The sequence below is a fragment of the Amycolatopsis sp. NPDC101161 genome, assembly GCF_044768185.1.
GTDB lineage: Bacteria > Actinomycetota > Actinomycetes > Mycobacteriales > Pseudonocardiaceae > Amycolatopsis.
Window position 1 is genome coordinate 946633 of sequence record NZ_JBIWPI010000006.1, and the last position, 26520, is coordinate 973152.

Here is a 26520-nt window from a genome sequence, read left to right on the forward strand (position 1 = left end):
CGTGACGGGCGCGCGCTACCGGTTCAGCAGCACGTGGCTGCTGCCCGGTACCGCGCCCGAGCGGGTGTTCGGCGCGGTCACCGACCTCGCCGGCTACCCGCGGTGGTGGTCGGACGTCCGCACGGTGCGCCGGGTGGACGACGACACCGCCGAGCTGGTCTGCCGGTCCCGGCTCCCGTTCCGCCTGGTGGTCCGGATGCACCGGGACCACCAGGACGAACAGGCGGGCCTGCTGCGGGTCCGGTTGAGCGGCGACCTGGACGGGGTGCTGGCGGGAGCGGTCCGCGCGGCGGGCGCGGGCACGCTCCTGCAGATCACCCAGGACGTCCAGGCTCGCAAGGAGCTGCTGCGGCGGCTCGACGCGGTGGCCCGGCCGCTCTTCCGCGCGAACCACGCGCTGATGATGCGGCGGGGCCACCGTGGACTGTCGGCCTACCTGGCCTGACCGGCGACGCAGACCTCGGGCGCGACGGCCCGGCGAGGGCGGCGGGCCAGCACCAGCCCACCCAGCGCCACCGCGGCCACCAGGAAGCCCGCGCTGACCCCGTAGGCCAGCCGGAAGCCCGACGCCAGCGCCTCGCGGTGGTCCACCGCCGACAAGCTCGCCGTGCGGGACGCGGCCACCGAAGCCAGCACCGCCGTGCCGATCGCCGCTCCGGCCTGCTGGGTCGTGTTGATCAGGCCGGACGTCACCCCGGCGTCCTCCGCCGGGACGTCCGACATCGCCAGCCCCATCAGCGCCGGGATCGCCGCGCCCGCGCCGAGGCCCATCAGCAGCAGCGGCGGGAGCACGCCGGTGAAGTAGTCATCGCCGACCTGCGTCAGCAGCAGCAAGCCGACGATCACCAGGCCCAGGCCGGACAGCAGGACCGTCCGCGGCCCGAACCGCGCCGCCAGCTTGTCCGCGAAGCCCAGCGACGCCACCGCGATCACCAGCGGCACCGGCAGGAACGCGACGCCGGTGCGCAGCGCGTCGAGGCCCAGCACCTGCTGCAGGTACAGCGCCGTCACGAACTGGAAGCCGAGCATCCCGGCGACCATCAGCACCATCACGACGTTCGCGCCGGTGACCGCGCGGATCCGGAACAGCCGCAGCGGCAGCAGCGGCGTGCGCGCCTTCGCCTGCCGCACCACGAATGCGGCCAGCAGGACGACGGCCGCGGCCAACGCAGGCCACACCGACGACGAAATCCCGTACACGCCCAGCATCACGGCCGCGGTGACCAGCACCGCGCCGAGGACGTCCAGGCCCGCCCGGAGCCCGGTCCCGCGGTCCGGCGAGACGACCCGGACCGCGAGCACCAGCGCGGCCGCGCCGATCGGCAGGTTGACGTAGAACGTCCAGTGCCAGCTCAGCGCCTGCGTCAGCGCGCCGCCCGCGATGAGCCCGATCGACGCGCCCGCGGCCTGCGTGAAGCTGTAGACGCCGATGGCGCGAGCCCGGGCGCGCGGCTCGGGGTACATCGTCACGATCATGCCGAGCACGACGGCCGACGCGAGCGCGCCGCCGACGCCCTGGACGAACCGCGACACGACCAGCACCCCGGCGTCCTCCGAGAGCCCGGCGACCAGGGACGCGAGGGTGAACAGGCCGAGCCCGCCGAGGAAGACGCGGCGCCGGCCGAGCAGGTCGCCGAGCCGGCCGGAGATCAGGAGCAGGCCACCGAACGCGACCAGGTACGCCGTGACGACCCAGGCGAGGCCGGCGGGCGTGAACCCGAGGTCGGCTTGGATCGCGGGCAGCGCCACCGCGACGATGCTGCTGTCCAGCACGACCATCAGCGACGCGGCGCACAGCACCGCCAGCGCGAGGCCGCGGGAGCGGGTGGGGTGGTTCTCGGCCATGTGGGGCCCCTCCAGTCGAGCGTTCCCCCTGGTCGTTGCCAGGGCACTTCTTGTAACAGTGCCCATCATGTGTGACCATGGGGGCGCGCGTAAGGAGGCACTTCCATGTCCCAGGGGAACATCGGTGTACCCGTCCAGGTCACGGAGATCGACCCGGAGAAACTCGACGTCTGCACGGTGCTCGAGGTCATCAACCGGATCAGCGGCAAGTGGGCGATCGGCATCCTGCTGGAGGCCATCCGCGGCCCGGTGCGGTTCACCGAGCTGGAACGCGCGGTCAACGGGATCAGCCGCCGCATGCTGACCCTGACGCTGCGCAACCTCGAACGCGACGGGCTCCTGGAGCGCACGATCTACCCGACCGTGCCGCCGCGCGTGGAGTACGAAGCCACGGCGATGGCGAAGGAGCTGTACCAGTCGCTGAGCGGCCTGCTCGGCTGGGCGGAGCAGCACCGCGAGGACATCGCGGCGGCGCGCGTCGCCTACGACGCCGCCGTCTGAAGACGTGGAAACGGGCCGCTGCGCGAGGTCGGGGAGACTCGCACAGCGGCCCGTCGTGGCTCGTGCTCAGCGGGGGCAGTGAGCACGAACGCTTTCGGTGTTACCGGGCGGGTTCCTTGACGGCGTCCTCGAGGTCGTCGGTCCCGGCCGCGTGGCTGTGCTCGTCGAGCATCGTCGCCTCGTCGAACGGTTCCTGGCCGGCGAAGACGCGTTGCGCCTTCTCGCGGTCGAACTCCTTCGTCCAGTTTCCGATGAGGACGGTCGCGACGGCGTTGCCGGCGAAGTTCGTCAGCGCGCGGGCTTCCGACATGAACCGGTCGATGCCGAGGATGAAGCCGACGCCGTTGACCAGCTCCGGCCGGTGCGACTGCAGGCCGCTCGCCAGGGTCGCGATGCCCGAGCCGCTGACGCCCGCCGCACCCTTGGACGCGATGATCATGAAGGCCAGCAGGCCGATCTGCGAGCCGATCGACAGCGGTTCGTCCTGCGCGGCGGCGATGAACAGCGTCGCCATGGTCAGGTAGATCGCGGTGCCGTCCAGGTTGAACGAGTAGCCGGTCGGGACCGTGATGCCGACGACGGACTTGCTGACGCCGACGTGCTCCATCTTCGCGATCAGCCGCGGCAGCGCCGACTCCGACGACGACGTCGAGAGGATCAGCAGGAACTCGCGGCCGAGGTAGCGCAGCAGGTTCCAGATGAAGACGCGGGCGCCGAGCCACAGCACGATCCCGAGGACCACGAACACGAACACCAGGCAGGTCGCGTAGAACCCGACCATGATGACGGCGAGGCTCTTCAACGCCGCCCAGCCCGTCGCGCCGACCACCGCGGCGATGGCGCCGAACGCGCCGATCGGGGCGGCCCACATGATCATCGCCAGGATCCGGAAGACCAGCCGCTGGATGTGCTCGATGCCGCGCAGGATCGGGGCGCCCTTCGGGCCGAGCTTCTGCAGCGCGAACCCGACGAGCAGCGCGACCAGCAGCGTCTGCAGGACCTCGCCTTCGGTGAAGGCGGACACGAGGGTCTTGGGGATGATGCCGAGCAGGAAGTCGACCGGGCCTTCGGCGCCGCCGGCCGACTTCTGGACGCTCTTCACATCGGCCGGGTTGAGGTGCAGGCCGGTGCCCGGGTGCAGGATGTTGCCGACGACCAGGCCGATCGCCAGGGCGAAGGTCGACATGATGATGAAGTAGAACAACGCCATCAGACCGACTTTGCCGACCTTGGCCGCCTTCGCGACCGAGCCGACACCGATGACGATGGTGCAGAAGATGATCGGCGTGATCATCATCTTGATCAGGTTGACGAAACCGTCGCCGAGGGGCTTGAGGCCCTTGGCGAAGCCCGGGAAGAGGAAGCCCACCAGGATCCCGAGCGCGACCGCGACGATCACGGCCAGGTACAGGTAGTGGGTCTTGTCCCGCTTGCGCGGGGTCTCCTCGGTGGTCGGTGGGGTCGGCACCGTTGCCTCCAGCTCAGGGGTGTTCCAGGTTGCGGCACACTGTAGGCGCCCACGGGTGATCCGGCTCACTTGTGTTCATTGAGTTCGCGCACCGTCCCCTTCGGACACCGGAGAGCGTGTGCTGGTATGAGGAGGTGCCCCCGACGATGCGGTCCCGCTGGAGCCTCGCCCGTCAGCTGCTCGTGCTGCAGCTGGCGGTGCTCTGCGTGCTCGCCGGCGCCGGCATCACGTTCGCCTACGTCGACGCGTCTCGCGCGGTGAACGAGAACGCGCGCGACCAGGTCCGCGCGGTCGCTTCGACGGTGGCCGAAGCGCCGACCGTCGCCGCCGCGGTGGGAACGCCGAACCCGAGCGCGACGCTGCAGCCGTTCGCCTCGCAGGTGCAGAACCACACCCACGTCGACTTCATCACCATCATGAGCCCGGCCGGGATCCGGTACACGCACCCGAACCCGGCGCTGATCGGCCAGCACTACATCGGGACCATCGACCAGGCGCAACGCGGCGGCGAGCTCACCGAGACCTACACCGGTTCGCTCGGCCCGTCGGTGCGCACCGTCGTGCCGGTGTTCGGTCCGGGCCACCGGGTGGTCGCGCTGGTCGCCGTCGGGATCACCGTGGTGGCGATCTCGGCCGAGCTGCGCGAACGGCTCTGGCCGCTGTTCGGCGTCGCCGGGGCGGTGCTGGTGGTCGGGGCGCTGGGCGGCTGGCTGATCAGCGCGCGGCTGCGGCGCCAGACCCGCGGGATCGCGCCGGACGAGCTGAGCAACCTCTTCGAGTACCACGAAGCCGTGCTGCACTCCGTCCGCGAAGGCGTGCTGCTCGTCGGCCGCGACGGGCGCATCGGCCTCTGCAACGACGGCGCCCGCGCCCTCCTCGGCCTCGACGCCGACCCGGTCGGGCGCGAGCTGGCGTCCCTGGGCCTGCCGGACGAGCTGGCGCGGGCGTTCGCGTCGTCGGAGAACCGGGCCGAGGAACTGCACTTGACCGACGCCCGGGTGCTGCTCGTCAGCACGACCGCCGTCCGGTCGGGCGGCCGGGCGCAGGGCACCGTCGTCGTCCTGCGCGACCACACGGAACTGCAGACGCTGACCGGGGAGCTGACCACCGCCCGCGGTCTCGCGGAGGCGCTGCGGTCGCAGGCGCACGAGGCCGCGAACCGGTTGCACACGGTCGTTTCCCTGGTGGAGATCGGCAAACCCGAGCAGGCCGTCGAGTTCGCGACCGCCGAGCTCGCGCTCGCCCAGGAGCTGACCGACCGCGTCGTCGGCGCGGTCGCCGAGCCGGTGCTCGCGGCGCTGCTGCTGGGCAAGGCGGCCGAGGCGAGCGAACGCGGCGTCGAGCTGACGGTCACGCCGGACACGGTGATCGACGACGTCTCGCTCGGCGTCGAGGCTCGCGACTTGGTGACGATTCTCGGCAACCTCATCGACAACGGCCTCGACGCGGCCGTGCGCGGCGGCGGCAAACCGGCGGTCGTCGTCACCGCCCGGACCGGCGACGACGGGTTGCTGCTGCGCGTGGCCGACAGCGGGCCGGGCGTGCCCGAGGAGGCCGACGTCTTCCGCCGCGGCTGGTCGACGAAGGCCGGCGACGGCCACGGGCTCGGCCTGGCGCTGGTCGGCCAGGCGGTGCGCCGCTACGGCGGCACGGTCGAAGTCGGCCACGACGGTGGCGCGGTGTTCACCGTGCGGCTGCCCAGACAGGAGGCGGACCGGTGATCCGGGTGCTGGTGGTGGAGGACGAGCCGGTGGCCGCCGAGGCGCACCGCGTCTACGTCGAAAGGCTCCCGGGCTTTTCGGTGGCCGGCGTGGTCCATTCCGGTGGAGAGGCGCTGCGGTTCTGCGAACGCGAGCCGGTCGACTTGGTGCTGCTGGACTTCTACCTGCCCGACACGCACGGCTTGGCGGTGTGCCGCTCCCTGCGCGCGGCCGGCCTCCCGATCGACGTCATCGCGGTGACCTCGGCGCGCGACTTGGGTCTGGTCAAGGCGGCGGTATCGGTGGGGGTGGTGCAGTACTTGCTGAAGCCGTTCACGTTCGCGACGCTGCGCGAAAAGCTGGAGCGCTACACGGAATTCCGCGACGCGTCCGGCGAAGTGACGGGCCAGGCGGAGATCGACCGGGCATTGGGCGCGTTGCGCACGACGGAGCAGCCACCGCTGCCGAAGGGAATGAGCGTCCAGACGCTGGAGGCGATCACGGACGCGCTGTCGGGAGCGGCGGAGGGATTGTCGGCAGGAGCGGCGGCTTCGGCGATCGGCGCATCGCGGGTGACGGCGCGGCGGTACCTGGAGTACTTGGCGGACAACGGGATGGCGCACCGGGAACCGCATTACGGGCAGGTGGGTCGGCCTGAGGTCTGGTACCGGCTCACTCGCGTGTGAGTTGCAGGCGGTGTTCCGTCAACCGTCGGCGCGCTTGCGGAGCACCTGTGCCGTCAGCCGCTCGACGTACGAGCGTCCGAAGCGCCTGACCAGAGCGAGATGGAACGCGGCGGGCGCCACCGGCGTCCAGTTGTTTCGCCGATCGGGTCGCAACAGGTGGTTCACAACGTGGGGGACCGTGAACCGGACGAACTCCGTTTCGTCGTGCTCCCACTTGTCCGCAACGCCCCGGGTCCTGCGTTCGGCCAGCTGGGAGCCCGTGATTTCGTGCAAGAACGCGACGAACACGCATCCCCACTGGTTCGTCCGGCGGTCGATGTCGAAGGCCAGGAGCTCGAGGCGGTAGTCGGTGCGGTTCAGGCCGAGCTCTTCCCAGAGCCCCCTTCTGGCGACGTCGTAGATGCCGGGCGGGGTACGTCCGTGCGAATCCAGGGAGCGGGACAGTGCCTCGTTGGCCGAGACGTCCCAGCAGCCCGGGAAGGCACCGACGTGTTGGCTGCGTTTGGCGAACAGGGTCAGCTCGTCAGCGGTGACGACCACGGTGTAGGTGCCGAAGCTCGCTCGCATGAACTCCGGTACATCGGCTGGAGCGAAAGGATCCACGTACTTGCTGCGGAGCGTTGCTCCGTCCGGCAGCTCGCGGTCGAGTTGCTGGGTCGCGAGGAAAGTGAAGTAGTCGGTGCTCTTCAGCCGGAGGTGGACGCCGGGGGATTCGTCGATGCCGAGCCGGCGGATCGACAGGCCGGCGACGGCGTAGGTCGGACCGTTCCAGTGCGACTGCAGACCGGCCGCGGTCAGGGCTTCCTGGCGGACGGCGACCTCGGACCGAAGCTGCTCCACGTCGTCCGGCAGCGACACCGGGTCGGGGTCGACGATGACGTCGACCGCCTGCTCGTCGATCACCTGACTGCCGTCGCCTTCGACGAGGACGACACTGGTGTGCAGTAGGCCGAGGCTGAATTCCCCGCGCGCCTCAGGGGCCGGCGGTCGAGCCAGCGCGCGGCGGACGGTCCTGGCCGACTTGGCGATCCCGCGCTTCAGCGCGTCCTCGAAGAACACCGAGAGCGCGAGGCCCAGAACGGCACCCAAGACGAGTCCGACCAGGCCGGAACTGAGCTGCTCCATGGTGAGTTCAGTCGGTGGCGGCGGGCGCCGCGTTTCACCCCGGCAGGCACTCGCGTATAACGACTTATAGCCGGTCGCCCAGAAGCTGGGCGATCTTCGCGTACACCTCGGCCCGCTGGGGACGGAGATCGAGCTCGGCCAGCCGGGTCTGGCCGTGGCTCTTCTTCGCGACCAGCACCATCGTGTCGCCTTCCTTGTCCGGGTTCGTGGACCGGCACGAGCGCGCCGTTCCGGCGGGGACGCTGATCTGTTCCACCGGCGTGCCGCAGTCGGGGGCGAATTCCTCGAGCGTGGCCGCGAGCCGTCCGGTACCTGGCACCGCGGCGATGTACAGCTGGTGCACCTGCCGGCCGCCCACCCGGGAGGGGTAGTCGCAGCGGTAGACCGGGACCCGCCACCCGCTGTCCGCTTTCGCCTCCTCGGCCCACGTGTCGAGGGCGGCGCCCATCGCGGCACTGATCTCGGTCACGCCGAGGAACGGGCACGCCGAGGTGACCTTGTCCGGCGACCGCGGCGGCGGTGGCTGCGGCGTGGTCGGCGGCCGGGAGCCGGGCCCATTGCCCAAGGCCGGCGCGTCCGACGAGGGAACCGGCTTCGTGACCGAGATCGGCGAAGGCGCGGCCGGCGCCGGTGTCGAACACGCGGTCAGCAGGGCCAGCGCACCGGCCGTGGTCAGGATTCCCCCTCGATTCCCCATTTCGCGAGGATAGCCCGACTTCCGGCGGTTCCGGCCGCTTTTGCGGTGCGGTAGACCGGGACCATGTCGAAGTGGGCCGGGTTCCTCGCCGCACTGCTGATCGCCGTCGGAATCGCCACCCCGGCGTACGCCGACGACCCCGTCGCGAGCGTCACCGACGTCCAAGTGACCGGGCCCGTCGCCCAGCGGTTCAACCTCGTCGTCCTCGGGGACGGCTACACCGCCGCCGAACAGGGCAAGTTCTTCGCCGACGTCCAGCGGCACGTCAGCACCCTCTGGTCGCTCGAGCCGTTCAAGTCCTACCGCAGCTACTTCAACGTCTACGCCGTGTCGATCGCGTCGCCCGAGTCCGGTGTGGACTGTGACCCGTCGCTCGACGCGCCGCGGCGCGACACCCCGCTGAACATGGGTTTCTGGGGCGGCTGCAACCCGCAGAGCGTCCAGCGCCTGCTGACCGTCGACGACGCGGCCGCGCAGCGGTACGCCGACCTCGTCCCCGGCACGACCCGCGCGAACCGGCAGATCCTGGCGCTGGGCAACAGTTCCACCTACGGCGGCGCGGGCGGCACGTACGCGACGGCGTCCGGCGGGAACGCGCTGTCCGCGCTGATCTCCCCGCACGAGCTCGGCCACTCGCTCGGGGGCCTCGACGACGAGTACGACTACTACGCCCGCAACGTCCCGGGTGGCGCGTACGAGGGCGGCGAGCCGGACTCGATCCACCACACGCTGCTGACCGAACAGCAGATGCGCGACCAGCACGCGAAGTGGTGGCGCTGGCTGGGCGAGCCCAGCGAGGCCGGCGGCACGATCGGCCGCGTCGAAGGCGGGCTGTACACGCAGACCGGCGTCTGGCGGCCCAGCAAGCACTCGATGATGAAGACCCTCGGCTACGCGTTCGACCAGGTCGGCCGCGAGCGGATGACGCAGCGGGTATCGGCGAAGGTGCCGCTCATCAGCGGCGGGACGCCGGCCGGCACGATCGGCGCCGACCGCGTCGTGTGGGTGCGGCCGATGCACCCGGTGGACCACCGCCTCGCCGTCACGTGGGCTCTCGACGGCCGTCCGCTGCGCGCCTCCGACGCCCTCGACCTGCGGCAGGCGCACGTCAAGCCGGGCAAGCACACCTTGACGGCGTCGGTGACCGACCCGACGCCGTTCGTCCGCGACCCGGCCGTCCGCCCGACGGCGACCCGCACGTGGACCGTGGACACAGCGGTGGTCACGCCGCCCGCAGGAGATTCGGCGGTCATCGCGTCCACCCCGACGACGGCCCCGGTCGGCGGCCACGACGTCGTGTACGTCGAGACGGGGGAGCCGACCGGCTCGATCCCGCAGGTTCGCTGGACGCTCGACGGCCGCCCGGCCGGCAGCGGGTCCGACTTCGCCTTGAAGGAGTCCCGCGGGCAGCACACGCTCACGGCGACAACCGGCGGAGTCACGTTGACCTGGACGGTGGACGCGGACGGCCCGACGACGACGGTCTCACTGCCCCCGGACGCGGTGTTCCACGGCTCGTTCCCGATGCGGCTGACGGCCTCGGACGGAATGCCGGAGTTCCGCGTCGACGGCGACGGCTGGCACAAGTACTACGGCTGGCCGACGGACCCGAACGCGCCGTACCTGTTCACGCCCCGAGGCACGGAGATCGACGGCTTGGCGTACGGCAACCTCGGCCCGGACGGGTTGACGGTCTCGCCGTTCACCGAGCGAAAGCCGGGATACGGCCGCCACCGGATCGAGTACCGCTCGATCGACGCGGCGGGCAACGTGGGCCCGACGCGGTCGGTTACGGTGACGCTGCTGCCGTGATCAGCGCGGCCGGCCCGGCACGCCCGGCCGGGTCTGCCAGGGGTGCGGCCCGTCCAACGGCCGATACTCGACCCCCAACGCGTCGAGCCGCGGCAAGTGGTGGTCCCGCAAGCGCGGCAAGAACTCCGCATACTCCCGAGCACCGCTGCTCCAAGCCACCTCCGCAAAGGCCGACAACCGCGGAAAAGCCATGTAGTCCACCCGCCGGACATCGTCCAAGTGCTCGCTCCACACCTGCGCCTGCACCCCACGCAACCGAGGCCCCGCCAACGCCGGCTCGTACCCGTACACGTCCTCCAGCGTGTGGACCCAGCCGACCGGGATCGGCTCGTCCGGGTCCGGTGACTGGCGGTGGTCCAGGTACACGTGCTGCTCCGGGCACATCACCACGTCGTGCCCGGCCGAGGCCGCTCGGATGCCCGCCTCCTCGTTCTGCCACGAGCCGATCACCATCGGGGGCAGATCCGGGATGTCCAGGACCTCGTCCCAGCCCATCGGGGTCCGGCCGCGTGCCACCAAGTGCTCGGCCAGCCGCCGGACGAACGCGCGGTGCTCGTCCGTCGCGCCCGGGGTCTCGTCGCCGCCCAGCGCGATCACCTGCGACGGGAAGATCTCCAGCAGGTGGTCGAACACCGTCCGGAAGAAGTCCAAAGTGGAATCGACCGGCGAAAGCAGCGAAGTGCTGATACCCCAGGAAGTCCAGATCTCGTAGGTAGACGAAGTCCCGAGCGAAGGGTAGGCGGCCAAGGCGGCACGGGCATGACCGGGGATGTCGATCTCCGGAACCACCGTTACAGCCCGGGAAGCCGCGTACGCCACGATCTCGCGCAGGTCGTCCCCGGTGTAGAACCCGCCGTGCGGCCGGCCGTCCTGCTCGCCGCCGCTGCCCACCATCGACGACGGCCGCCACCCGCCCACGGACGTCAAGCGCGGATAAGCGGGAACCTCGAAACGCCAACCCTGGTCGTCGGTCAGGTGCAGGTTCAGCACGTTCAGCTTGTGCGCTGCCAGCAGATCGATGAACCGCAGCACTTCGGCCTTGGTCCGGTAGTGCCGGGCGACGTCGAGCAGGCACCCGCGCCAGCCGAACCGCGGGTGGTCCTCGACCACACCGCACGGCACGGACAACTCGCCTCCGATGGAAGCCGCGCGGAACGCCGACGGTCCCGCCAGCTGACGCAGCGTCTGCCGCCCGTAGAACTCCCCGGCCGGGTCACCGCACGACAGAACCACACCCGAAGGAGTGATCTCCAACCGGTACCCCTCGGCCGGCAGCGAAGCAGGCTGAACATCCACAGTGGACGGATAGACGCATGACCCGGACGCGGGCGTCACGGAAACCGGGCGGGGGAGCAGGGTGTCGAAAGCCATGTCAGCCCTTCACGGCGCCGGCCATCCCGGACACCAGCCGTCGTTGCACGAGGACGAAGAACACGAGCACCGGGATCGTCATCAGCGTCGAGGACGCCATCACCGCGCCCCAGTCGGTGTCCTCCGGCTTGAAGAACACCAGGATTGCCTGCGGCAGCGTCTGGTTCTCGGTCTTGGAGATGATGAACGTCTTGGCGAAGAGGAAGTCGTTCCAGGCGTGGATGAACGCGAGCACGCTCACCGCCACGAGCCCGGGCGCCACCAGCGGGAACAGGATCTGCCACGTGAACCGCATCCGCGACGCACCATCGAGCTTCGCCGCCTCTTCGAGTTCCACCGGCACCGCGGCGACGAACCCGCGCAGCATCCAGATCGCGAACGGCAGGCTGAACGCCAGGTGCACCAGCACCAGCGAGCCCAGCTCGTTCAAACCGAAAGCCGGCACCGCCGCGCCGAGGGACCGCATCAGGAAGAACAGCGGGATGGTCAACGCCTCCACCGGAACCATCTGCGCCACCAGGATCATCACCAGCAGCACCGTCCGGCCCTTGAACGAGAACCGCGTCAGCGCGACCGCCGAGAGGAACGACAGCAGCAGCGACAGCACCACGACGACCAGCGCCACCACCAGGCTGTTCACGAAGAACCGCCCGAAGCCGGACACCGTGAGGACCCGCGAAAAACTGTCGAACGACGGGCTGAACGTCCACGGCTTCGGGCTCGCCGACTGGATCTCGCCCGCCGGTTTGAACGCCGAGAGCAGCATCCAGTACAGCGGGAACGCGACGATCCCGGCGATCACGACCGTGAGGACTTCGGCGACCAGGCGCCCCGGACGTTTCACAGCCATGCCGCGCTCCGGCGCTGCGAGCGGACGTACAGCCCGGTGACCGACAGCAGCAACAGCGTCATGACGACTCCGATCGCCGAGCCGAGGCCGTACTCCTGCCCGGCGAAAGCCTGTTGGTACGCGTAGACGTTGAGGACCAGGTTCCGGCCGGCGACGCCGCCGCCGTTGGTCATCACGTAGATCTGGGTGAACACCTTGAAGTCCCAGATGATCGACTGGACGGTCGCGATCATCAGCAGCGGGCGCACCATCGGCAGCACGATCGACCAGGTCGTCCGCCACACCGACGCGCCGTCGAGCGACGCCGCTTCGAGCACCTCGTCCGGGACGCCCTTGATGCCGGCGTACATGGTGACCAGCACGAACGGGAACGAGCACCAGATCACCTCGGCGGCGACCAGCCCGAACGCGCCGAGCGTGCCGAAGGTCCACGAGTGGTGCTCGAACGGCAGCCCGATCCCCGAGAGCACCTCGTTGACCAGGCCGAAGTCGGTGTCGAAGAGGAACAGCCAGACGTAGGAGCCCGCGATCGCCGGCGTCGACCACGCGCCCAGCGCGGCCAGGAACAGCAGCGTCCGGGGCAGCGAGCGCACCCGCGAAGCCAGCACCGCGAGCCCGGTGCCGACGAGCAGGGAACCGACGACGCAAGCCGCGGCGAACCCGACCGTGTTGCCGAGCACGCTCCAGAACTGCGACTGGGACAGCAGGTCGGTGTAGTTCGCGAAGCCGAGGAACACCAGCGGCGCGTTGCCCGCGGCCTGCGGCTGGCCGTAGTCGTAGAACGAGATCAGGACCAGCTGGTAGATCGGGTAGGCCAGCATCGCCACGAGCAGGATGCCCGCCGGGGCGAGGTAGAGCGCGGCGGCCCGGCCGTCCCCCTTCCGCGTCGGCCGCCGCGCGGGGGCCGTGACGGAAGGGGCTTCCTGGACGGTCACCACTACCCGAAGGCCTTGTCCATCGCCGCGGCCGCGTCGGTCAGGGCCGCCGCCGGGTCCTTGCCGCCGGTCGCGATCTGCTGAACGGCCGTGGGCAGCACGTTCTGGCTGTCGATCTTCGACCACGCGGGCGTCGCCGGGACGAACTTGGTGCCCGCCTTGAGCGTGTCGACGAACGGCTTGAGGAACGGGTCGTTCGCCGCCAGCTTCTGCTGCACGGTGCTCAAGGTCGGCAGGTTCCCCATCGCCGTGTACATCTTCTCCTGGTACTTCGCGCCGCCGAGCAGCTCGACGAACTCGAGCGCCAGGCCGCGGTGCTTCGAAGCGTTGAACACCCCGAGCAGGTTGCCGCCGGCGAACGCGGGAGCGACGCTGCCCGCGGCCGTGCCCGGGACCGGGACGACGGCGTACTTGCCCTTCACCGCGCCCTGCTCGACGGCCTTGCGGTTGAAGTCGCCGCCGATAGTCATCCCGGCCTTGCCGCCGGCGAACGCCGTGACGCTCTGCGTGCCGGTCAGGTTCGCGCACTGCGCGGGCGGGCAGATGTCGTCCTTGAGCAGGCTCGCGTACTGCGTCACGCCGGCCTTGGCCGGGTCCTCGGTCACGGCCGACTTCCACTTGCCGCCGTCGCCCCGCGCGAGCTCGCCGCCGTTGGCCCAGAGGAAGGGCAGCATCGCGTAGGTGTACTTGCCGCCGACGGAGATGCCGTAGAGGTCCGGCTTGGCGGCGCGGATGCGACGGGCAGTGTCGGTCAGGTCGGTGAGCGTCGTCGGCGGCTTGAGGCCGAGCTCGGTGAAGACGTCCGTGCGGTAGTAGAGCGCGCGGATGCCGGTGTACCAGGGCAGGCCGTAGGTTTTGCCGCCGGACTTCGCCGTGTCGAGCACGGTCGGGATGAGGTCCTTGCCCTCGCTCCACGACGCGAGGTCGCCGGTCAGGTCGGCGAGCGCGCCGGTGGCCGCGTAGCTGGAGACGTCGGTGTTGCCGAACTCGGCGACGTCCGGCGCGTTGCTCGGGTCGTTGAAGGCGCCGGAGAACTTGTCGGCGCGGCCTTCGACCGGCACCCACTGGACGTCGACCTCGACGCCTTGGTGCGCGGCCTTGAACTCGGTGATGGCCTCCTTGACCGCGGCCTCCTTCGGCGCGCGGTTGGCCTCGTCGAACAGCCAGACGCGGACGGTGCCGGTCTTGTCGTCCCCACCGGAGCCGGCGGGCGCGGACTGGGTGGGCGCGCAGCCGGCGAGCAGGGCCAGCCCGGCGACGACGGGCAGGGTGCGGCGCAGTCTCATGACGGATCCTCCAGTGGGTTCCTGAACGGCGTCAGGCGAAGTAGACCGAGTTGACGCTGCCGACGGCGAGCGAGCCCGCGACCGCGCCGGGCAGGCCGGTGGCCGGGTCACGGGGGAGCCAGGTGACGGTGCCGGAACGCTGGTTCGAGACGTAGAACCAGTTTTCGCCGGGGTCGAGGGCCACGTGCCGCGGCCAGTTGCCACCACTGGACACAGTGGACACCAGCTTCAGCGTCTCGCCGGCGACGGAGAACGTCGCCAGGGTGTTCGGCCCGCGGACGGTGGCGTAGGCGAACTTCCCGTCCTTCGACAGCGTGATCTCGCCGGGGTAGAGGTCGCCGGTGCTGCCCGGCGGCACGGCCGGCACGACGGAAAGCGCCTTCAGCGTGCCGGTGGCCGCGTCCCAGCTCGCGACCGTCACCTCCGGCCGCAGCTCCTGCAGGATGTAGGCGAACGTCCCGGTCTTGTCGAACGCGAGGTGCCGCGGCCCGGCGCCGGCCGGGAGTTTGAGCTGCTGGTGCAGCGCGAGCTTCCCGGTGGCGACGTCGAGCGAGTAGACGTACACCGAGTCGGCGCCGAGGTCGACCGACAGCACCCAGCGGCCGGTCGGGTCGTTGACGACCTGGTGGGCGTGCGCCTGCCCGGAATCCGCCTGGTGCGTCACGAGGTCCGTGGCCGCGCCGAGCTTGCCCCCGGCCAGGATCGGCAGCACGACGACGCTGCCCGAGCTGTAGTTCGCGGCCAGCACGTACTTCCGGCTCGAGTGCACGCTCAGGTGCGTCGGCGCGCCGCCCTTCGAGGAAACCTTGTTGAGCAGCTTCGGGTTCGCCGCGTCGGCGATGTTCAGCGCCGAGACGTACCCGTTCGGATCACCTTCGTTGGTGACGTACAGGGTCTTGCCGTCGGCGCTGCGGTCGAACCACGACGTGTCGGTGATGCCCGGCACCGTGCGCACGGGGTTCAGCGCGGCGCCCGACCGGTTCGTGACGTCGAGGCCGTGACCGTTCGCCCCGCTGGTGTAGCTGCCGATGTACACGGTCCCTCCGGCGATGCAGCCCTTCGAGGTGGTGGCCGCGGACGCGAGCTGCGCGCCGAGAACGGTGGCGGCACTCGCGCCCGCGGCGGCGCCGAGGAACGTGCGACGGGAAAGTCCGGTCATCGTCATTGTCTCCCAACGGGTTCGGGTCGGCGGCTCACCCCAGTATGGTCTAGACCACGGCCATGAGCAATGCCGAAACCGCGAATCCGGAAACGGAAAGCACGGTTTCCAGCGCCGTCCAGGACTTCAGCGTCTGGACGACGCTCATGTTGAAGTACCGCGAAACGATCCAGAAGCCGCCGTCGTTGACGTGCGACGCGATGATCGACCCGGCCGAGATCGCCATGACCAGCAAGGCCAGCTGCACCTGCGAATACCCGAGCTGCGCCACGGTCGGCGCGATGATCCCGCTCGTGGTCACGATGGCGACCGTGGCCGAGCCCTGCGCGATCCGCATGCCGCAGCTGATCACGTACGCCGCCAGCAGCACCGGCAGTCCGGCGTCGTGCAGGGAGTCGGCGACGGCCTTGCCGATGCCGGTGGCCGAGAGCACCGCGCCGAAGAACGCGCCCGCGCCGACGACCAGCAGGATCATCGCGACCGGCCGCAGCGACTTCGCGGCCAGCTCGTTGAGGTCCTTGCCGGTGAACCCGCGCCGCAGCCCGAGCAGCCAGGACGCGAGCAGCACGGCGACGGTCAGCGCGACGGCGGGGGTGCCGATGAACGCGGCGACACCCGCGAGCGCGGAGCCCTTCGGCAGCCAGATGCTGCCGAACGTCCCGGCGAGGATCAGCACCAGCGGCACCGCGATGATCGAGCCGACCAGCGCCAGCGACGGCACGTCCTCCTCGGTCTCGCCCTCTTCCTCGGCGACGATCATCTCCTGGGGCACCTCGACGTCGATGCGCTTGCCGATCCAGGTCGCGTAGAGCACGCCGCCGACGAGGAACGCGGGGATGCCGCAGGCCAGGCCCATCAGGATGATCCAGCCGAGCTCGACGTGCAGCAGGCCCGCGGCGGCGACCGGACCGGGGTGCGGCGGCAGGAACGCGTGCGTGATCGACAGACCGGCGATCAGCGGCATCGCGTACAGCACGAGGGAGCGCTTTCCCTGCTTCGCGGCGACGTACACCAGCGGCGCCAGCACGAAGATGCCGATGTCGAAGAACACCGGGATGCCGAAGATGAACCCGGCGACACCCATGGCGAGCGGCGCCCGCTTCTCGCCGAACCCGCGCAGCAGCGCTCCGGTGAGCACCTTCGCGCCACCCGAACGTTCGAGGATCGACCCGAGCAGCGTGCCGAGCCCGATGATCGCCGTGATGTGCCCGAGGATGCTGCCGAAGCCCTTTTCCAGCAAGGAGTCTGACGACTTCTGGGCGGTGCCGACGATCGTGCCGACGGGCAGGCCCGCGGCCAGCGCGGTGAGCAGGCCGACCACGATCAGGGCGATGAACGGCTCGATCTTGAGCTTGACGATCAGCACCAGCAGGACGGCGATCGAGACGGCGGCGAGCGTGAGCAGCCCGCCCGTGGTGTGTTGCAGCCAGTGGATCATCGGGCTCTCCGGGGGTTGCGCAGGGAGTGGCCGGCGAGGGCGCCGGTGGGACGGCCGTCGTCGAGGGCGGCGACGCCGTTGACGAAGACGTGCGTGATCCCCGCGGCGGGCTGCCGCGGGTCGTCGAAGGTGGCGGTGTCGGCGACCGCGTCCGGGTCGAAGAGCACCAGGTCGGCGGCGTACCCGGCGCGGACGAGCCCGCGGTCGGTCAGCCGCAGCCGCCGCGCGGCCCGCCCGGTCAGGTGGGCGACGCACTCGGCGAGGTCCAGCACGCCCAGTTCGCGGACGTACCGGGCCAGGTAGCGGGGGAACGTGCCCCACGCGCGCGGGTGCGGCCGGGCGCCGACGAGTAGGCCGTCGCTGCCGCCGGTGTGCGTCCGGTGCCGCATGATGGCCTGCACGTTCTCCTCGTGCCCGACGTGCATCAGGCACGACGTGCCGAGTTTCTCGTCCAGCAGCGTGTCGAAGTACAGCTTCGCCGGTTCGGTGCCCTGCGTACGGGCGGACGCGGCGACGCTGTGCCCGACGAGGTGGGTGTTGTGGTCGTTCCGGACGCCGTTGATTTCGATGGCGTCCCAGTCGATCGGGACGCCGTGGGCACCGTCCGAACCGGACTCCTCGATCGCCACCCGGATCCGCTCGCGCGTGTCCACATCGGACAGCCGTGCCAGGGTGGCGTCGAGCCCGCCTTCGGTGGCCCAGCTCGGCAGCAGCGCGGAAAGGTAGGTCGCGCCCGGCAGGTACGGGTAGGTGTCGAGGCTGATGTCGCAGCCGTCGTCGAGCGCGTCGTCCAGGAGCTTCAGCAGGTCGGGCGCCTTGCCCTTGTTCACCGAGAAGTTCATCGTCGCGTGCGCGAGGTGCAGCGAGCAGCCGGACTGCCGGCTGACGTCGATCATCTCGGCGAACGCCTCCAGCGCGCCCTTGCCGTAGCTGCGGTGGTGCGGGCTGTAGAACCCGCCGCCTTCGCCGACCACCCGGCACAGCTCGACCAGCTCGCTCGTCTCCGCGTACATCCCGGGCGTGTACGTCAGGCCGGACGACATCCCCATCGCGCCCTCGGCCAGACCCGTGGCGACGAGCTCCTTCATCCGCGTCAGCTCGGCGTCGGTGGCCGGGCGGTCGTCCCAGCCGACGGCGAGCATCCGGACCGTGCCCTGCGGCACGAGGTAGGCCGCGTTGACGGCGACGCCCTGGTCGAGGCGGTCGAGGTACTCGCCGACCGAGCGCCAGTTCCAGTCGAACCCGGCCGGGTCGTCGTTCCACCCGGCGAGCTGCTGCCGCAGTGCTTCCAGGACGGCGTCGTCGACCGGCGCGTACGACAGCCCGTCCTGCCCGAGCACCTCGGTCGTGACGCCCTGGGTGATCTTCGCCGCGTGGTCCGGGTTGGCCAGCAACTGCAGGTCGGAGTGCGAGTGCATGTCGATGAACCCGGGCGCGAGCACCAGGCCGTCGGCGTCGATCGTCCGGCCACCGGTGAGCGAGCCGGCGTCGCCGATGTCCGCGATCTTCCCGTCGCCGATGCCGACGTCGTGGCGGGCGAGTGGTTCGCCGGTGCCGTCCGCGACCAGCGCGTTCTTGACGACGACGTCCATCAGAACCACGTCCGCACGAGGTCGACGACCGTTTCGCCGTCGGCCGCGGTCACCGGCAGCAGCGGCCACTTGTCGAACACCGTGCACGGGTGCGAGAGGCCGAGCCCGATCCAGTCGCCGACCTCGACCGGCGAGCCGGCGGGCAGCGTGAGGAACGCGTGCTGGTCGTTCATCTTCGCGACGACGTGGCCTTCGAGGGGCTCGGCGGGTCCGTTCGGCGTCCGGCGCAGCTGCGGCTCGGGCATGCCCTCGTCGAAGGACGCGTCGCGCTTGCCGATCGTCAGCAGCGCGAGGGTGTCCGACGGCTTCGACGTCACCTGGGCCCACGCGCGCAGGGCGGGCCGGAACGACTCGACGCCGTCGATGCGCGGGTGGTCGCCGAGCGGGGAGATCTCGCGGTAGAAGCCGTCGTCGTGGGTGATGTACGCACCGCTGCGCAGCACGGGCAGCACGTCGAGGCCCTCGGGCCACGGCTTGGTCAGCTCGTTCGCGACCTGGTCGAAGTACGCGCTGCCGCCGGCGGTGACGATGACCTGCCCGTCGAGCAGTCCCTTGTCCGCGAACGCGATCGCGAGGTCGCGCAGACCGTCCACATAGGAGCTGATCTTCGCGAGCGCGGCTTCGTCGGTGTCGTGGGAGAGCGCGCCTTCGTAGCCGCCGGTGCCCCGCAGCCGCAGGACCGGGCTGGCGTCCACGGCTTCGGCGACGGCCCACGCGGTCGCGGTGTCGCGGACGCCCGTGCGGCCGCCGTCGGCGCCGAGCTCGAGCAGGACGTCCACCGGGCGCTCGCTGCCTTCGAGAGCTTCGGTCATCAACTCGACGCCGCGGACCGAGTCCACCCAGCAGACGAACTCGAACGCCGGGTCGGCCGCCAGCTCGGCGGCCAGCCAGCGCAGGCCGGCCGGGTCCAGGAGCTGGTTGGCCAGCAGGATCCGGGAGACGCCGAACGCGCGGTAGATCCGGAGGTGACCGGCGTTCGCGCAGGTCACGCCCCAGGCGCCGTGCTCGATCTGGCGGGCGAACAGCTGCGGTGCCATGGTCGTCTTGCCGTGCGGGGCGAGCACGACACCGCGGGCGGCGCACCAGGCGGCCATCGTCCGCAGGTTGTGTTCGAGCGCTTCCTCGTCGAGGACGACGAAGGGCGCGAAGAACCCGTCGGTGAAGAGGTTGAGCCGGCGGTCCGCGGCTTCCTCCAGGGTGAGCCCGGTCAGGCCGGGGGCGGCCGAGCGGAAGCGCCAGTCGACCCGCTCCTGGCGGAGAGCGTCGAGCGCGGCGGTGTTCATGGTGCAAGCGGCGGGTTGGTTCATCGGCGGCGACCTCGGTTGCGTATGTTGCAACGACTGTTGCGCATTTTGAGTGCCATAGGTGTAGCATCCGGGTCGCCACAGGTCAACGGGGTGAAGGGCAGGGAGACGGACAGTGACGAGCGGGCCCGAGGTGCTGTGTATCGGCGAGTCGATGGCGCTGTTCGTGCCCGCCGAGCCCGGCCCGCCGGACGAGGTGAAGCGGTGGCTGCGCACGATCGGCGGCGCCGAGTCGAACGTGGCCTGCAACCTGCCGACGCTCGGGGTGCGCAGCGGCTGGGTGAGCGCGGTCGGGGACGACCCGTTCGGCCGGGCGATGCTGCGGGAGGTCGCTTCCCACGGCGTCGACGTCAGCGCGTGCTTCGTCGACCCGACGCGTCCGACCGGGCTCTACGTCAAGGAAAGCGGCGCCGGCGGCAGCCCGGTGCGCTACTACCGGGCCGGCTCGGCGGCGTCGGCGATGGACCCGTCGCTGCTGGACCGGCTCGACCTCGACGACGTCCGCGTGCTGCACCTGTCCGGCATCACCCCGGCGTTGTCCGACAGCTGCCTCGCGCTCGTCCGGGCTTTTCTGGAAATGCCGCGCGGTGACCGGCTGATCTCGTTCGACGTCAACCTGCGGCCCGCGCTTTGGGCGGGCCGCGACCCGCGCCTGCTCGCCGAACTCGCCGGGCAGGCCGACATCGTCCTGACCGGCGACGACGAGGCCCAGCACGTCTGGGGCACCGGCGACCCCGCCGAGCTGCGCGCCCTGCTGCCGGGGCCGCGCACGCTGGTCGTCAAGCACGGCGAACGCGGCGCGACGCTGGTCGAGGGCGAGCCGCTGTTCGCCCCGGCGCTGAAGGTCGACGTCGTCGAGCCGGTCGGCGCCGGCGACGCGTTCGCCGCGGGCTTCCTCGCCGCCACCCTGCGCGGCGCGTCGCCTTTGGAACGGCTACGGCAGGGGCACCTGCAGGCCGCCGTCACCCTGCTCACCCACGATGACGTCGGGGTACCGCTGCCGCGTCCGGTGGTGGATAGCCTGCTGCAGGCGGGTCCGGACGAGTGGAGTTCGGCCCGGCTGACCGGAGAAGGGCTGGTGGGGACGTGAGCCAGAGCCTGGATCGCGCGTTGACGCTGCTGAGCTCGATCGCGAAGGACGCGCGCACCCTCGACGACCTCGCCGAGGAGATCGGCGTGCACAAGTCGACCGTGTTGCGGCTGCTGCGCACCCTCGAGCAGCACCACTTCGTCCGCCGCGAAGGCGCCCGGTACTACCGGCTGGGCAGCGCGATGTTCGACCTGGCCAACCAGGCGCTCGACTCGATCGACGTCCGGCGCAGCGCCCAGCCCGCGCTGGCCGCGCTCAACGCGCGCACCGGCCACACCGTGCACCTGGCCAGCTACGACGACGGCGAGGTCGTCTACATCGACAAGTACGAGGGCCGGCACTCGGTCCGGATGTACTCGCGCGTCGGCAAGCGGGCACCGCTGCACTGCACGGCGGTCGGCAAGGTCCTCGTCGCGGCGATGCCGCAGGCCCGCCGCGAGGAGATCGCGCGGTCGATCGAGTACCCGGTGCTGACGCCGAACACGATCACCACGCCGTCGGACTTCCTGGCGGAGCTGGACCGCGTCGCGCGCCTCGGGTACGCCGTCGACAACGCCGAGCACGAGGACTTCATCCACTGCATCGCCGCCCCGGTGCGCGGCGCGGACGGTGAAGTGCTGGCCGCCGCGTCGATGTCGGTGCCGAAGGTGCTGCTCGACTACGAAGGCCTGCTCGCGCTGGTGCCGGACCTGCGCGCCGCGACCACGGAAGCTTCCGTCCACAGTGGATGGACGGAGAACGGAAAGGGGCACTGATGAGCAAGACGGCAGTTTCCACCGAGAACGCGCCGAAGCCGCCGGCGAAGTTCTCGCAGGCCGTCCGCAAGGGGAACCTGCTGCAGGTCGCCGGCCAGGTCGGCTTCGACCCGGCGACGGGCGAGATCGTCGGCGACGACGTCGTCGGCCAGACGCGGCAGACGTTCAAGAACATCGAGGCCGTGCTGGCCGAGGCGGGCTCGAGCCTGGCCGACGCGATCATGGTCCGGGTGTACCTGACCGACACCGCGCACTTCGCGCCGTTCAACGAGGTTTACGACGAGCTGATCGGCGACGCGCCGCACGCCGCCCGCACGACGGTGTACGTCGGCCTGCCGGGTGAGCTCCTCGTCGAGATCGACGTGCTCTGCGTGCTGGACTGAGGCCTTCCCGGGGCCGGCTTCCCGGCCCCGGGGTGCTCAGCCGAGGACGCTCGTGTAGCCGTTGAGCGCGGGCTGCCCGCCGAGGTGGGCGTAGAGGACGTTCGAGTCCTTGCCGATTTCCCCGCTCCCGACGAGGTCGATCAGCGCGGCCATCGACTTGCCCTCGTACACCGGGTCGGTGATCATGCCCTCCAGGCGGGCGCAGGTCTCGATCGCGTCCACAGTGGATTTGTCGGGGATGCCGTAAATCCCGGCGTGGTAGCGGTCGTCCAGCTCGACCTCGGGGATCTCGCCGGCGCCGATCAGCTCGGCGGTGTTGCGCGCGATGCGTGTGACCTGCTCGCGGGTCTCGTCGGGCTTCGCGGAGGCGTCGATGCCGAGGATGCGCCGGTTCTTGCAGAGCGCCGTACCCGCGACCATCCCGCCCTGGGTGCTGCCGGTGACCGAGCAGACGATCACCGTGTCGAAGAAGACGCCGAGTTCTTCCTCCTGCTGTTCCAGTTCCACGACCCAGTTCGCGAACCCGAGCCCGCCGAGCCGGTGGTCCGACGCGCCGGCCGGGATGGCGTAGGGCTTGCCGCCGTTCGCTTCGATCTCGGCGACCGCGTCCTCCCACGCCTGCTTGAAGCCGATGCCGAAGCCGGCTTCGACGAGCCGGACGTCGGCGCCGAGGATGCGCGAGAGCTGGATGTTGCCGACCTTGTCGTAGAGCGGGTCGTGCCAGTCGACCCAGCTTTCCTGCACCAGCACGGCCTTCAGCCCGGCGCGCGCCGCGGCGGCCGCAACCTGGCGGGTGTGGTTGGACTGGACGCCGCCGATGGAGACGAGGGTGTCCGCGCCTTCTTTCAGGGCGTCCGCGACGAGGTACTCGAGCTTGCGGGTCTTGTTGCCGCCGTAGGCGAGGCCGGAGTTGACGTCCTCGCGCTTGGCCCAGACCTTCGCGCCGCCGAGGTGCGCGGTGAGGCGTTCGAGCGGGTGCACCGGCGACGGGCCGAACAGCAGGGGGTAGCGGGGGAAGTCGGCGAGGGTCATCGGTCCTCCAGCAGATCGGTCCAGATGGTCGAGATCACGGAGACCGCCGTGACGGTGTCGCGGGCTTCGAGGGCGTCGATGAGCCGCGTGTGGCGCTCGACGGAGTTCCAGGCGAGCGCCGAGCTGAAGCGCGCGTGCTCCAGCCGGCGTAGCAGGGGGGTGTAGCGGTCGAGGGTCGCGGCGACGGCGGCGTTGCCCGCCAGCCGGACGGGGATGTCGTGCAGCTCGTCGTCGGCCTTGATCGCGGCCTCCACATCACCCGCCTCGATCGCCTTCGCGAACCGGTCGTTGGCGGCGCGCATGGCGGCGATGTCCTCCGGGCGGGCTGTCGTCGCCGCTGCCCGGACGGCGAACTCGTGCAGCAGCCGGACGATCTCCCGCGCGTCGAGGACATCGGGCGACATGACGTCGGAGACGCGCGTGTAGCTCTGCGGCTTCTGGTCGACGAGGCCGTCTTCGGTCAGGCGGCGCAGGGCGTCGCGGACGGGGGCCTTGGACAGCCCGAGCTGCTCGGCGAGGTCGCCGTCGCGCAGGGGAGTGCCCGGGGGGAGCGTGCCGTCGACGATGGCGTGCCGGATGCGGTCGTACGCCGCGTCGCGCAGCAGTGGGCGGGTGACCTTCGGAAGACTCACATGTAACATGTTAGATGTCGATTGGCTGGTCCGGCAAGCAGCGGTCGGCTGATGCCGGTGTGGTGAGCCGGCGCGTGGTCGGCGCGGAACACCGGCCGAGTCGAACCGGCCCGGCCGGCGCCGTGGCACCGGCCGGGCCGCCGAGTCAGTAAACGGGACCGGTGTACTTTTCGCCGGGGCCCTTGCCGGGCTCGTCGGGCACGGCCGAAGCCTCCCGGAACGCCTTCTGGAGCGACTGCAGACCGTCCCGCAACGGACCGGCGTGCAGGCCCAGGTACTCCGCGGACGCCGTCACGAGCCCGGCCAAAGCGGTGATGAGCCGGCGGGCTTCGTCGAGGTCGCGGTGCGGGGACGTCGCCGGGTCGGCGTCGGCCAGGCCGAGCCGCTCGGCGCCGGCCGACAGCAGCATCACCGCCGCGCGGCTGATCACCTCCACGCTGGGGATCTCGGCCAGGTGGCGGTCGTCCGGGGAATAGGGGGCCTGTTCGGAGGGTTGATCTGACACGTCTGGTACCCTTCCACGAGCGACCAGCCTCCGAGCGATCGGGGGCGGCAAGTGGAGCCCCGCTCCCACCCGCGTCACCGTACAAGGTGGCCGGGTCCGGTCTCGCCCGGACGGCAAGTCCAGGGTGAAGAAGTGTCCTCCGGGGCACGATCGGAAACAGAGTGGGCCCCGCGCACCGAACGGTGTCGGGGCCTTCGCTATGTGGGCACCAGGTCGAACGAGAACAGGAAACATTCCTCGGACCAAGGAGGCCCCATCAGCTCCGAGACACGCATCAACGACCGTATCCGGGTGCCGGAGGTCCGACTCGTCGGCCCCGCCGGCGAACAGGTCGGCATCGTCCGGATCGAGGATGCGCTGCGCCTGGCGCAGGAGAACGATCTCGACCTCGTCGAGGTCGCGCCGCAGGCCCGCCCGCCGGTGTGCAAGCTCATGGACTTCGGCAAGTTCAAGTACGAGAGCGCGCAGAAGGCCCGTGAGTCGCGGCGCAACCAGCAGCTGACCGTCATCAAGGAACAGAAGCTGCGCCCCAAGATCGACCAGCACGACTACGAGACCAAGAAGGGTCACGTGTCGCGCTTCCTGGCGGCGGGCAACAAGGTCAAGGTCACGATCATGTTCCGCGGTCGCGAGCAGTCCCGGCCGGAGCTCGGCTACCGGCTGCTGCAGAAGCTCGCCGAAGACGTCACGGAGCTCGGCTTCGTCGAGTCGTCGGCCAAGCAGGACGGTCGCAACATGATCATGGTGCTGGCCCCGCACAAGAACGTGAAGCCGAAGGCGAAGGCCGAGGCGGCTCCCGAGCCGACCCCCGACGCGTAGGCGCCGACCAGCACAGTCAGCGGCTCACCGGAATCTCCGGTGAGCCGCCGCACGAAAGAGGACTGAAATGCCGAAGATGAAGACCCACAGCGGGACGTCCAAGCGGATCCGCGTCACGGGCACGGGCAAGCTGCGCCGCCAGAAGGCCGGCCGCCGCCACCTGATGGAGAAGAAGTCGAACCGCCTCACCCGCCGCCTCGAGGGCACCACCGAGCTGGCGAAGACCGAGGCCGGCCGCGTCAAGCGCCTGCTCGGCATCTGATCCCACAGAACTTGCAGTAACCACCCGGGGCGTTTCCCCTTCGCCCCCCGAGATCGACAGGATGGACCCGTGGCACGCGTCAAGCGGGCGGTCAACGCCCAGAAGAAGCGTCGCGCAACTCTCGAACTGGCCAGCGGCTACCGCGGCCAGCGTTCGCGGCTGTACCGCAAGGCCAAGGAGCAGACGCTTCACTCGCTCAACTACGCCTACCGGGACCGCCGTGCCCGCAAGGGTGACTTCCGCCAGCTGTGGATCACCCGCATCAACGCGGCCGCCCGCGCCAACGGCGTGACCTACAACCGGTTCATCCAGGGCATCAAGGCCGCGGGTGTCGAGGTCGACCGCAAGATCCTCGCGGACCTCGCCGTCAACGACGCCGCCGCCTTCACCGCGCTGGCCGAGCTCGCCAAGGCCAACGTGAACACCGAAGCGAAGTCGGCCTGACCGGCAGCTTTCCCCGACCCGGGGCGGATCCGTTCACCGAGCGGACCCCCCGGGTCGTTGCTGCGCGCAAGCTGACGCGGCGCGCGGAACGCGACAAGACCGGCCGGTTCCTGGCCGAAGGCGCCAACGCCGTCGAAGCCGCGCTGGCCGGCGGCCGGGTGCACGAGCTGTTCGTCACGTCGCGCGCGGCGGAGCAGCACGCGGACCTGGTCGACGCGGCCCGCGCGGCCGGCGTCGTGGTTTCGCCGATCACCGACCGCGCTGCCGACGGGCTCTCCGAAACCGTGACGCCCCAAGGCATCGTGGCCGTCTGCGCGCTGCTCGACCGCCCGCTCGAGGAGGCCGTGACGCCGGGCGCCCGGCTCGTCGTGGTGCTGGTCGACGTCGCCGACCCCGGCAACGCGGGCACGGTGATCCGCGTCGCCGACGCGGCGGGCGCCGACGCCGTGGTCCTGGCGGGCGACACCGTCGACCCGCACAACGGCAAGTGCGTCCGCGCCGCCGCCGGCAGCCTGTTCCACCTGCCGATCGCGCGCGTCCGCGACGTCCCGGCGGCCCTGTCCGCCTGCTCGGCCGCGGGCCTGCGCACGTTCGCCGCGCACGGCTACGCCGAAGCCGAACTCGATCGGGTGGACCTCACCGAGCCGACGGCGTGGGTCTTCGGCAACGAGGCCCACGGCCTGCCCGCCGACGTCCTCGACCGGACCGACCTCGCCGTCCGGATCCCCCTGTACGGCAAGGCGGAAAGCCTCAACCTCGCCACCGCGGCGGCCGTCTGCGTGTACACGAGTGCGATGGCGGCACGGCGCTGACCCGCGAGTAGGCTGCC

At 70.7% G+C, this 26520-nt stretch carries 27 protein-coding genes; 12 read left to right on the plus strand and 15 right to left on the minus strand.

Annotation, left to right across the window (positions count from 1 at the left end; all coding sequences use genetic code 11):
- Position 1 precedes the first annotated feature (1 nt).
- The gene (locus tag ACIRSS_RS42630) at positions 2-445 is read left to right on the plus strand and encodes an SRPBCC family protein (RefSeq protein ID WP_400905783.1); all 444 of its coding nucleotides are present in this window, start codon (positions 2-4) and stop codon (positions 443-445) included.
- On the opposite strand, the gene ACIRSS_RS42635 is transcribed toward ACIRSS_RS42630, so the two are convergent.
- Positions 433-1845 carry an MFS transporter gene (locus ACIRSS_RS42635; protein WP_400905786.1) on the minus strand — a complete coding sequence of 471 codons (1413 nt, stop codon included), beginning with the start codon at positions 1843-1845 and terminating at the stop codon, positions 433-435. The two genes, ACIRSS_RS42630 and ACIRSS_RS42635, sit on opposite strands and share 13 nt — an antisense overlap.
- A gap of 105 nt (positions 1846-1950) precedes the next feature.
- On the opposite strand from ACIRSS_RS42635, the gene ACIRSS_RS42640 reads away from it, so the two are divergent.
- Entirely contained in the window at positions 1951-2346 is a 396-nt protein-coding gene (locus tag ACIRSS_RS42640) for a helix-turn-helix domain-containing protein (RefSeq protein WP_086672303.1), read from the plus strand.
- Positions 2347-2446: 100 nt separating this feature from the next.
- Here the strand turns inward: ACIRSS_RS42640 and ACIRSS_RS42645 are convergent, their stop codons facing one another.
- On the minus strand, positions 2447-3814 hold the full coding sequence (locus ACIRSS_RS42645) for a cation:dicarboxylate symporter family transporter (protein ID WP_400905789.1): 1368 nt from the start codon (positions 3812-3814) through the stop codon (positions 2447-2449).
- Positions 3815-3960: 146 nt separating this feature from the next.
- On the opposite strand from ACIRSS_RS42645, the gene ACIRSS_RS42650 reads away from it, so the two are divergent.
- On the plus strand, positions 3961-5535 hold the full coding sequence (locus ACIRSS_RS42650) for an ATP-binding protein (RefSeq protein WP_400905791.1): 1575 nt from the start codon (positions 3961-3963) through the stop codon (positions 5533-5535).
- Positions 5532-6200 carry a response regulator gene (locus ACIRSS_RS42655; RefSeq protein WP_400905794.1) on the plus strand — a complete coding sequence of 223 codons (669 nt, stop codon included), beginning with the start codon at positions 5532-5534 and terminating at the stop codon, positions 6198-6200. The genes ACIRSS_RS42650 and ACIRSS_RS42655 overlap by 4 nt, the downstream gene beginning before the upstream one ends.
- A gap of 18 nt (positions 6201-6218) precedes the next feature.
- Here ACIRSS_RS42655 and ACIRSS_RS42660 read toward each other — a convergent pair whose 3' ends face one another.
- Both ACIRSS_RS42660 and ACIRSS_RS42665 read right to left on the minus strand, forming a co-directional pair.
- Positions 6219-7325: a hypothetical protein gene (locus tag ACIRSS_RS42660; RefSeq protein WP_400905797.1), complete on the minus strand. Its 1107-nt coding sequence runs from the start codon at positions 7323-7325 to the stop codon at positions 6219-6221.
- A gap of 64 nt (positions 7326-7389) precedes the next feature.
- The gene (locus ACIRSS_RS42665) at positions 7390-8022 is read right to left on the minus strand and encodes a hypothetical protein (RefSeq protein ID WP_400905799.1); all 633 of its coding nucleotides are present in this window, start codon (positions 8020-8022) and stop codon (positions 7390-7392) included.
- Positions 8023-8085: 63 nt separating this feature from the next.
- On the opposite strand from ACIRSS_RS42665, the gene ACIRSS_RS42670 reads away from it, so the two are divergent.
- The gene (locus ACIRSS_RS42670; protein WP_400905802.1) at positions 8086-9834 is read left to right on the plus strand and encodes a M64 family metallopeptidase; all 1749 of its coding nucleotides are present in this window, start codon (positions 8086-8088) and stop codon (positions 9832-9834) included.
- Here the strand turns inward: ACIRSS_RS42670 and ACIRSS_RS42675 are convergent, their stop codons facing one another.
- Genes ACIRSS_RS42675 through ACIRSS_RS42710 form a run of 8 tightly spaced genes read right to left on the minus strand, consistent with a single transcriptional unit; the run spans position 9835 to position 19772 of the window.
- On the minus strand, positions 9835-11205 hold the full coding sequence (locus ACIRSS_RS42675) for a beta-N-acetylhexosaminidase (protein ID WP_400905804.1): 1371 nt from the start codon (positions 11203-11205) through the stop codon (positions 9835-9837). It lies immediately after the preceding gene.
- Between the two features lies 1 nt (position 11206).
- Positions 11207-12055, minus strand: coding sequence for a carbohydrate ABC transporter permease (locus ACIRSS_RS42680; RefSeq protein ID WP_400905807.1), 849 nt, complete (start codon positions 12053-12055; stop codon positions 11207-11209).
- The gene (locus ACIRSS_RS42685; RefSeq protein ID WP_400905810.1) at positions 12046-12993 is read right to left on the minus strand and encodes a carbohydrate ABC transporter permease; all 948 of its coding nucleotides are present in this window, start codon (positions 12991-12993) and stop codon (positions 12046-12048) included. Before ACIRSS_RS42685 ends, ACIRSS_RS42680 begins: the two co-directional genes overlap by 10 nt.
- Positions 12993-14276 (minus strand): extracellular solute-binding protein, encoded by a 1284-nt coding sequence (locus ACIRSS_RS42690; protein ID WP_400905813.1) that lies wholly within the window; start codon positions 14274-14276, stop codon positions 12993-12995. Before ACIRSS_RS42690 ends, ACIRSS_RS42685 begins: the two co-directional genes overlap by 1 nt.
- A gap of 31 nt (positions 14277-14307) precedes the next feature.
- Positions 14308-15435 carry a lactonase family protein gene (locus ACIRSS_RS42695; protein WP_400905816.1) on the minus strand — a complete coding sequence of 376 codons (1128 nt, stop codon included), beginning with the start codon at positions 15433-15435 and terminating at the stop codon, positions 14308-14310.
- Positions 15436-15484: 49 nt separating this feature from the next.
- Positions 15485-16873 carry a GntP family permease gene (locus tag ACIRSS_RS42700; RefSeq protein WP_400905818.1) on the minus strand — a complete coding sequence of 463 codons (1389 nt, stop codon included), beginning with the start codon at positions 16871-16873 and terminating at the stop codon, positions 15485-15487.
- A complete protein-coding gene (locus ACIRSS_RS42705; RefSeq protein ID WP_400905820.1) occupies positions 16870-18465 on the minus strand; it encodes an amidohydrolase family protein in 1596 nt (531 codons plus the stop codon). Before ACIRSS_RS42705 ends, ACIRSS_RS42700 begins: the two co-directional genes overlap by 4 nt.
- Positions 18465-19772, minus strand: coding sequence for an amino acid deaminase (locus tag ACIRSS_RS42710; RefSeq protein WP_400905822.1), 1308 nt, complete (start codon positions 19770-19772; stop codon positions 18465-18467). The genes ACIRSS_RS42705 and ACIRSS_RS42710 overlap by 1 nt, the downstream gene beginning before the upstream one ends.
- Before the next feature lie 151 nt (positions 19773-19923).
- Between ACIRSS_RS42710 and ACIRSS_RS42715 the strand changes: the two genes are divergently transcribed.
- From ACIRSS_RS42715 to ACIRSS_RS42725, 3 genes are read left to right on the plus strand one after another with little or no spacing between them, the layout of a single operon-like run.
- Positions 19924-20859: a sugar kinase gene (locus ACIRSS_RS42715; RefSeq protein ID WP_400905928.1), complete on the plus strand. Its 936-nt coding sequence runs from the start codon at positions 19924-19926 to the stop codon at positions 20857-20859.
- Complete coding sequence (locus ACIRSS_RS42720) at positions 20856-21614, plus strand: IclR family transcriptional regulator (RefSeq protein WP_400905824.1); 759 nt, start codon at positions 20856-20858, stop codon at positions 21612-21614. The genes ACIRSS_RS42715 and ACIRSS_RS42720 overlap by 4 nt, the downstream gene beginning before the upstream one ends.
- Positions 21614-21997, plus strand: coding sequence for a RidA family protein (locus ACIRSS_RS42725; protein WP_400905826.1), 384 nt, complete (start codon positions 21614-21616; stop codon positions 21995-21997). The genes ACIRSS_RS42720 and ACIRSS_RS42725 overlap by 1 nt, the downstream gene beginning before the upstream one ends.
- A gap of 36 nt (positions 21998-22033) precedes the next feature.
- Here ACIRSS_RS42725 and ACIRSS_RS42730 read toward each other — a convergent pair whose 3' ends face one another.
- The 3 genes from ACIRSS_RS42730 to ACIRSS_RS42740 form a co-directional block, all read right to left on the minus strand.
- Positions 22034-23029 (minus strand): 1-aminocyclopropane-1-carboxylate deaminase, encoded by a 996-nt coding sequence (locus ACIRSS_RS42730; protein ID WP_400905828.1) that lies wholly within the window; start codon positions 23027-23029, stop codon positions 22034-22036.
- Positions 23026-23661: a GntR family transcriptional regulator gene (locus ACIRSS_RS42735; protein ID WP_400905830.1), complete on the minus strand. Its 636-nt coding sequence runs from the start codon at positions 23659-23661 to the stop codon at positions 23026-23028. The genes ACIRSS_RS42730 and ACIRSS_RS42735 overlap by 4 nt, the downstream gene beginning before the upstream one ends.
- 145 nt (positions 23662-23806) lie before the next feature.
- Positions 23807-24166, minus strand: coding sequence for a DUF1844 domain-containing protein (locus ACIRSS_RS42740; protein WP_167379973.1), 360 nt, complete (start codon positions 24164-24166; stop codon positions 23807-23809).
- Positions 24167-24367: 201 nt separating this feature from the next.
- Here ACIRSS_RS42740 and infC point away from each other — a divergent pair, with 201 nt between their 5' ends.
- From infC to ACIRSS_RS42760, 4 genes are all read left to right on the plus strand, one after another.
- On the plus strand, positions 24368-24985 hold the full coding sequence (infC, locus tag ACIRSS_RS42745; RefSeq protein ID WP_043780275.1) for a translation initiation factor IF-3: 618 nt from the start codon (positions 24368-24370) through the stop codon (positions 24983-24985).
- Positions 24986-25052: 67 nt separating this feature from the next.
- Entirely contained in the window at positions 25053-25247 is a 195-nt protein-coding gene (rpmI, locus tag ACIRSS_RS42750; protein ID WP_086672342.1) for a 50S ribosomal protein L35, read from the plus strand.
- A gap of 69 nt (positions 25248-25316) precedes the next feature.
- Positions 25317-25691 carry a 50S ribosomal protein L20 gene (gene rplT / locus ACIRSS_RS42755; RefSeq protein WP_086672344.1) on the plus strand — a complete coding sequence of 125 codons (375 nt, stop codon included), beginning with the start codon at positions 25317-25319 and terminating at the stop codon, positions 25689-25691.
- Positions 25688-26503, plus strand: coding sequence for a TrmH family RNA methyltransferase (locus ACIRSS_RS42760; protein WP_400905931.1), 816 nt, complete (start codon positions 25688-25690; stop codon positions 26501-26503). The genes rplT and ACIRSS_RS42760 overlap by 4 nt, the downstream gene beginning before the upstream one ends.
- The last annotated feature ends 17 nt before the right edge of the window (positions 26504-26520 follow it).